This window comes from Burkholderia sp. MSh2 (assembly GCF_000731655.1).
GTDB lineage: Bacteria > Pseudomonadota > Gammaproteobacteria > Burkholderiales > Burkholderiaceae > Burkholderia > Burkholderia paludis.
Map to the genome: position 1 here is coordinate 33,117 of NZ_JPGM01000081.1, position 6,376 is coordinate 39,492.

General features: G+C 69.4%; 4 protein-coding genes. 2 read left to right on the forward strand and 2 right to left on the reverse strand.

All coding sequences use genetic code 11. The annotated features are described in order from the left end of the window. Positions 1-21 precede the first annotated feature (21 nt). Positions 22-624 (forward strand): cob(I)yrinic acid a,c-diamide adenosyltransferase, encoded by a 603-nt coding sequence (cobO, locus tag GQ57_RS34035; protein WP_031398678.1) that lies wholly within the window; start codon positions 22-24, stop codon positions 622-624. 2 nt (positions 625-626) lie between these two features. Then, a complete protein-coding gene (locus tag GQ57_RS34040) occupies positions 627-1,931 on the forward strand; it encodes a cobyrinate a,c-diamide synthase (RefSeq protein WP_034200165.1) in 1,305 nt (434 codons plus the stop codon). A 58-nt stretch (positions 1,932-1,989) separates the two neighbouring features. On the opposite strand, the gene GQ57_RS34045 is transcribed toward GQ57_RS34040, so the two are convergent. Further along, the gene (locus GQ57_RS34045) at positions 1,990-3,153 is read right to left on the reverse strand and encodes a M20 aminoacylase family protein (RefSeq protein WP_031398676.1); all 1,164 of its coding nucleotides are present in this window, start codon (positions 3,151-3,153) and stop codon (positions 1,990-1,992) included. A gap of 461 nt (positions 3,154-3,614) precedes the next feature. After that, entirely contained in the window at positions 3,615-5,819 is a 2,205-nt protein-coding gene (locus GQ57_RS34050; protein WP_034200171.1) for a TonB-dependent siderophore receptor, read from the reverse strand. Positions 5,820-6,376 lie beyond the last annotated feature (557 nt).

Below are 6,376 nucleotides of genomic sequence, written 5' to 3' on the forward strand. Positions count from 1 at the left end.
TCTTTCGACAGGACGATTCCGATGAAAACCGACGCAGAATCCCATCAACGGATGACCGAACGCCGCCGCGCCGGCCACGAGAAGAAGCAGGCTGCCGCCGTCAACGAAAAGGGCCTGCTGATCGTCAACACCGGCAACGGCAAGGGCAAGAGCACCGCCGCGTTCGGCATGGCCGTGCGGGTGCTCGGCCACGGCATGCGGCTCGGCGTCGTGCAGTTCATCAAGGGCGCGCTGCACACGTCCGAGCGCGACTTCCTCGGCGCGGTCGCGCAATGCGATTTCGTGACGATGGGCGACGGCTATACGTGGAACACGCAGAACCGCGACGCCGATATCGCGACTGCCCGCAAGGGCTGGGACGAGGCGCGCCGGATGATCGAAAGCGGCGACTACCGGATGGTGATCCTCGACGAACTGAACACGGTGCTGAAGTACGAATACCTGCCGCTCGACGAAGTGCTCGCGACGCTCGCCGCCCGGCCGGATTCGGTGCACGTCGTCGTCACCGGGCGGCACGCGCCCGATGCGCTGATCGACGCGGCCGATCTCGTCACCGAAATGCGCCTCGTCAAGCATCCGTACAAGGAGCAAGGCGTGAAGGCGCAGCGCGGCGTGGAGTTCTGAGCGTGCCCGCCTGCCCCGCGCTGTTCGTCAGCGCGCCCGCGTCCGGCCAGGGCAAGACGTCGGTGACGGCCGGCCTCGCGCGGCTGCACCGCCGGCTCGGCCGCCGCGTGCGCGTGTTCAAGACCGGGCCGGATTTCCTCGATCCGATGCTGCTCGCTCGTGCGAGCGGCGCACCCGTGCATGCGCTCGACCTAGGGATGGTCGGCGAGGCCGGGTGCCGCGCGCTGCTCGCCGAGGCCGCGCGCGAGGCGGACCTGATCCTGATCGAAGGCGTGATGGGGCTGTTCGACGGCACGCCGAGCAGCGCCGATCTCGCGGTCGCGTTCGGCATACCGGTGGTCGCGGTCATTTCGGCGAAGGCGATGGCGCAGACGTTCGCGGCGATCGCGTTCGGGCTCGCGCGGTTCCGGCCGGCGCTGCCGTTTCACGGCGTGCTGGCGAACCGCGTCGGCTCGGCCCGGCACGCGGCGCTGCTGCAGCAGGCGCTGCCCGACGACCTGCGCTGGCTCGGGCACGTGCCGGCCGACGCGGGCATCGCGTTGCCGGAACGGCATCTCGGCCTGCACCAGCCGGGCGACATCGACGATCTCGACGCACGGCTCGAGCGCGCGGCCGATGTGCTGGCAGGCACGTCGCTCGCGCAGTTGCCGCCCGCGATCGCGTTCGCGGAGCCCGACGCCGCCGCGCCGGTGCCGCGCGGGCTCGCCGGCAAGCGGATCGCCGTCGCCCGCGACGCCGCGTTCTCGTTCATCTATCCGGCGAATCTCGCGCTGCTCGCCACGCTCGGCGCGCAGGCGGCGTTCTTCTCGCCGCTGGCCGACGAGCCCGTGCCGGACGATTGCGACGCGCTGTTCCTGCCGGGCGGCTACCCGGAACTGCACGCGGCGACGCTCGCGGCCAACGCCGTGGCCGCGCGATCGATTCGCGAGCATGCCGCGGCCGGCCGGCCGATCGTCGCGGAATGCGGAGGGATGGTCTATCTGTGCGAATCGCTGACCGACGTCGACGGCGCGACGGCGCCGATGCTCGGCCTGCTGCCGGGCCATGCGACGATGCAGCGCCGGTTCGCGGCGCTCGGCATGCAGCAGCTCGCCACGCGTACCGGCGCGTTGCGCGGCCATACGTTCCACTACTCGCGGCTCGCGACGCCGCTCGAGCCGGCCGCGTGCGCGACCCGGCCCGACGGCGATGCGGGCAGCGGCGAGGCCGTCTATCGCGCGGGCGCGATCGTCGCGACCTACATGCACATGTACTGGCCGTCGAATCCGGAAGCCGTGACGGCGCTGTTCAGCGGTAGCGCGATCTAGCGCGACCGGTGTCGGACGGCTCGTCGCGGCAGGCCCGGAGCGCAGCCGGGCGCCTCCGTCACACCAGAAACGCCTCGGCCAGCTTGACCCAGTACGACGCGCCCGTCGGCAGCGCCGCGTCGTTGAAGTCGTAGCCGGGGTTGTGCACCATGCAGCCGCCCTCCCCGTCGCCGTTGCCGATGATCAGGTAGCAGCCCGGCCGCTTCTCGAGCAGGAACGCGAAATCCTCGCTGCCGGTCAGCGGCACCATCTCGTCGATCAGGTTGGCATCGCCGACCCACTCGCGCGCGACGTTGCGTGCGAACGCGGTCATTTCGACATCGTTGACGAGCACCGGGTAGCGGCGCTGGTAGTCGATCGTCGCGGTCGCGCCGAACACGGCCGCCTGCGCATGCACGACTTCCTTGATGCGCGTCTCGAGCAGGTCGCGCACCTCCGGCTTCAGCGCGCGCACCGACAGGCGCATCTGCGCGCGATCGGGAATCACGTTCGGCGCTTCGCCCGCGTGGATCGCGCCGACCGTGACGATCGCCATGTCGAGCGGCGACACGTTGCGCGACACGATCGTCTGCAGCGCGATGACGATCTGCGCGCACACGACCACCGAATCGACCGCCTTGTGGGGAACCGCCCCGTGGCCGCCGCGGCCTTGCACGTCGACGATCACCGTATCCGACGACGCCATGAACGGCCCCGGCAGGAAACCGAACTTGCCGGTCGGGAAGCCCGGCATGTTGTGCATCGCGAAGATCGCGTCGCACGGGAACTGCTCGAACAGCCCTTCGTCGAGCATCTTCTTCGCGCCGCCGAGCCCTTCCTCGGCCGGCTGGAAAATCAGGTTCAGCGTGCCCGAGAAACGGCGCTCGCGCGCCAGGTGCTTCGCGGCCGCGAGCAGCATCGCGGTATGGCCGTCGTGGCCGCACGCGTGCATCTTGCCCGGAATCGTGCTCTGGTATGGCAGGCCGGTCGCCTCGTGGATCGGCAGCGCGTCCATGTCGGCGCGCAGGCCGAGGCGCTGCGTGCCGTCGCCCGCCTTCAGCTGCGCGACGACGCCCGTGCCGCCGAGCCCGCGATGCACCGCGTAGCCCCACGACTGCAACTGCGCCGCGACGAGATCGCTGGTCGCGAACTCCTCGAAGCCCAGCTCGGGGTGGGCGTGGATGCGGTGCCGGATTTCGATCATTTCGTCGGCGAGGCCGGCGGGAATCACGCTGTGCGTCACGATGTCGTCTCCTTGTGTGCCGTGGGGATGGTGCAGGCAAGGATAGCCGGTTCGATGGCAACCGGGCAGCCGAAAAGTCGTCGCGGTAGCAACCAATGGTTGCTGGGCCGGACACGGTGCGCGGGCCGGTGGTCGGGCCCCACGCTGTCGCGAGGCTTTCGCCTCGGCGCCATGGCGCCGTGCACGTCGTCGCGCCACGCCTGCGCTTCTTCATCGCAGCCGGACAGGGCCGGAGCATGTGGTGCGCCCGGTCGCGCCCGCGGGACATATGGCGCTCGTCGAGGCCTTCGGGCAGCGCCGCCACGCAGCGCGCGCCGCCCTGAAGCGCTGCCGGCGGTTCGGCCCGAGCGGCCGCGGGCGGGATGGTCTTCGGGATGGTTACAGCGGAAAACGCATGCGAAGACGCCGCGGCCGGCCCGCGCCGACCACGAAGGCCGGCCGGCGGGCCGCGGCGCGCACCGTCACCAGTTGTATTTCGCGGTCGCGATCACCGTACGGTCGTTGCCGAACACGCAGACGCTGTACGACTGGCAGCCGCTGATGAAGCGGCGGTTGAACAGGTTGGTCCCGTTCACGGAGAAGCGCCAGTTGCGCGTGTCGTAATGCAGGCCCGCGTCGAACAGCGTGACGCTCGATACCGTCAGCGAGTTGTCGGACGCGCCGGCCGACGCGCTCTGGTAGCGAATGCCGCCGCCGAGCCCGAAGCCCGCGAGCGGCCCCGTGTGCCACGTCCAGTCGGTCCACAGCGACGCCATCTGGCGCGGACGCGGAATGTCGACCGGCCAGTTGTTCAGCGTGTCGTCGTTCGCCTTGATGACCTTGACGTCCTGGTAGACATACGACGCGATCAGCGACAGGTTCTGCGTGAGCTTGCCGGTCGCGCTCAACTCGATCCCGCGCGCACGCACCTCGCCGGTCTGCACGGACTTCGTGCCGCTATCGTCCTGGCTCAGCAGCGCCGGCGTGATCCCGTTGGTCTGGTTGATCTGGTAGATCGCCGCGTTCAGCATCAGGTTCTTGCCGGGCGGCTGCCAGCGCAGGCCGGCCTCGATCTGCTTGCCGCGCGTCGGCTGCGGCAGCCCGCCGCCGAGCAGGTTCACGCCGATCAGCGGGTTGAACGACGTTGCATAGCTGATGTACGGCGCCAGCCCGTAATCGCCCTGGTACGTCAGGCCGACGCGGCCGGTGAACGCCGTGACGTCCGCCTTCGTCTGCGTGCCGCCCTCGCGATCGTCCATGCGCATGTTGACCCAGTCCTCGCGGCCGCCGAGCGTCAGCGTCCAGCGGTTCCACTTGATCTGGTCCTGCGCGTACAGGCCGAACGTGTTCATCGCCGTGTACGTGTTGGTGCGGTACGTGGTGTTCGGCGGCGAGAACACCGACAGCGTGACCGGCGTGTAGACCGGGTTGTAGATGTTCAGCGGCGGCGCTGCGGCCACCCATTCGCTGTCGGTCGCGGTCTGCCGGTTGTACTGGAAACCGAGCAGCAGCGTGTGGTCGAGCGGCCCCGTCGAGAACCGCCCCTGCAGGTTGTTGTCGATGTCGAAGCGGCTGTAGTTCATCTGGAACACGCCGGCCCAGCGCGACACGTCGGTCAGGCTGCCGTCGACCAGGCCGCCGCCGTACACCGAGCCGTTGTCGAGCGACAGGTGCATGAGACGCACGTTCTGCCGGAACGTCCATGCCGGCGTCAGGTTCTGCTCGAACTGGTAGCCGACCGACCACTGCTTCTTGCGGTAGTAATTGAAGTTCGGGTCGCCCAGGTAGACATCCTTGCCGAGTTGCCCGTTCGGGTTCGGCAGCACCGTTCCCACCGCGGGCAGGAAGTTCGACGAGATGTCGCCCCAGTCCTGCAGATAGGTGGCCGACAGGGTCAGCGACGTGTCCGCGTTCGGGCGCCAGCGGAACGACGGCGCGAGCGCGACGCGCTGGTCGTTGTTCGGGCCGGTCAGCGCGTTGCCGTCGCGTGCGACGCCGACGAACCGGTACGCGTACTTGCCGTCCGGGTCGAGCTTGTCGCCGACGTCGAGCATGAATTCCTTGCGCGCGTAATTGCCGATCTGCACGCCGGCCTCGCGCACGCGCTCGCCGTCGGCGAGCTTGGTCTGCACGTCGACGATCGCGCCGGGATCGCCCGCGCCGTACAGCACCGAGGTCGGCCCGCGCAGCACGGTGATGCTGTCGATCATGTACGGATCGACGCGCCAGCTCGCGAGGTTGATCGTGTTCGGCACCTGCAGCCCGTTCACGTACGCGGTCGGCGTGAAGCCGCGCAGCGCCGAGTACCAGTCCGACCGGTTGTCCGTGCCGTACGACGAGAAGCCCGGCACGTAGCGCAGCGCCATGTTCACGTCGGTTGCGCCGGTCATCTCGATCTGCTGCGCGGTGACGACGTTGATCGTCTGCGGAATTTCGTTGATCGGCGTATCGGTCTTCGTGCCGGTCCGGCTGCGCTTCGCGACGAGCCCGACCGTGCCGTCTCCCTCCGAGGCCGCGTTGACGCTGATCGCCGGCAGCGTGCCGTTCTGCGCACTGCCGGCCGACGCCGCGGCGCCCGCGTTCTCGGCCGGCGCCGCCTGGGCATGCGCATGTCCTGCCGCCGCACCGAACGCCACGCCTGCCGCGGCTGCGATCGCACGCAAACGCGTGCCTGTTGCCCACTCCATCTTCCTTTGCTCCACTTGTCTTGCGGTCTCCGACCGCACCTTTGTCGAAAAGCGCGAACCATGCGGCTCGCGCTTGCCCCGTTTTTCTGTCGTTTTCCCCACGCCGCCCGGGCCGCGGCCGCGTCACCAGCGCACGCGATCCCGTCGTTGTTCCCGGGCGAGGCGATGCGCGGATTGCCGGCGCGCGGCGCGTGCGTCGCCGTTCATCCGCCCGCATCCCGCAGCCTCGATCGCGCCACGTGCGGATCGGGCGATGTGCCGCCGCCCGGAGCCGCGTCGGATGAACGACGTCTTCCGCTCCAGGCGTGCCTCGGGGCCGCTTGTGGCGGCTTCACCCCTGGGGTGACGAATGACGCCGCCGATTTTTTACCGTTTTGTAAGCAATCACCCCGCCCGGCTGGTCCTGCGGGCCATCCGGTAAACATTTGCGCGGCCCGTTCGTCTCACACGGAGGAACGCCGGACCGGGACCCCGCTCGTCCGCCGCTTCCGCGTTTTCGCCTGCCCTCCGTTCGCCGACGTTGCCGATGACTGCCACCCACGAGCCCTCTTCCCCGC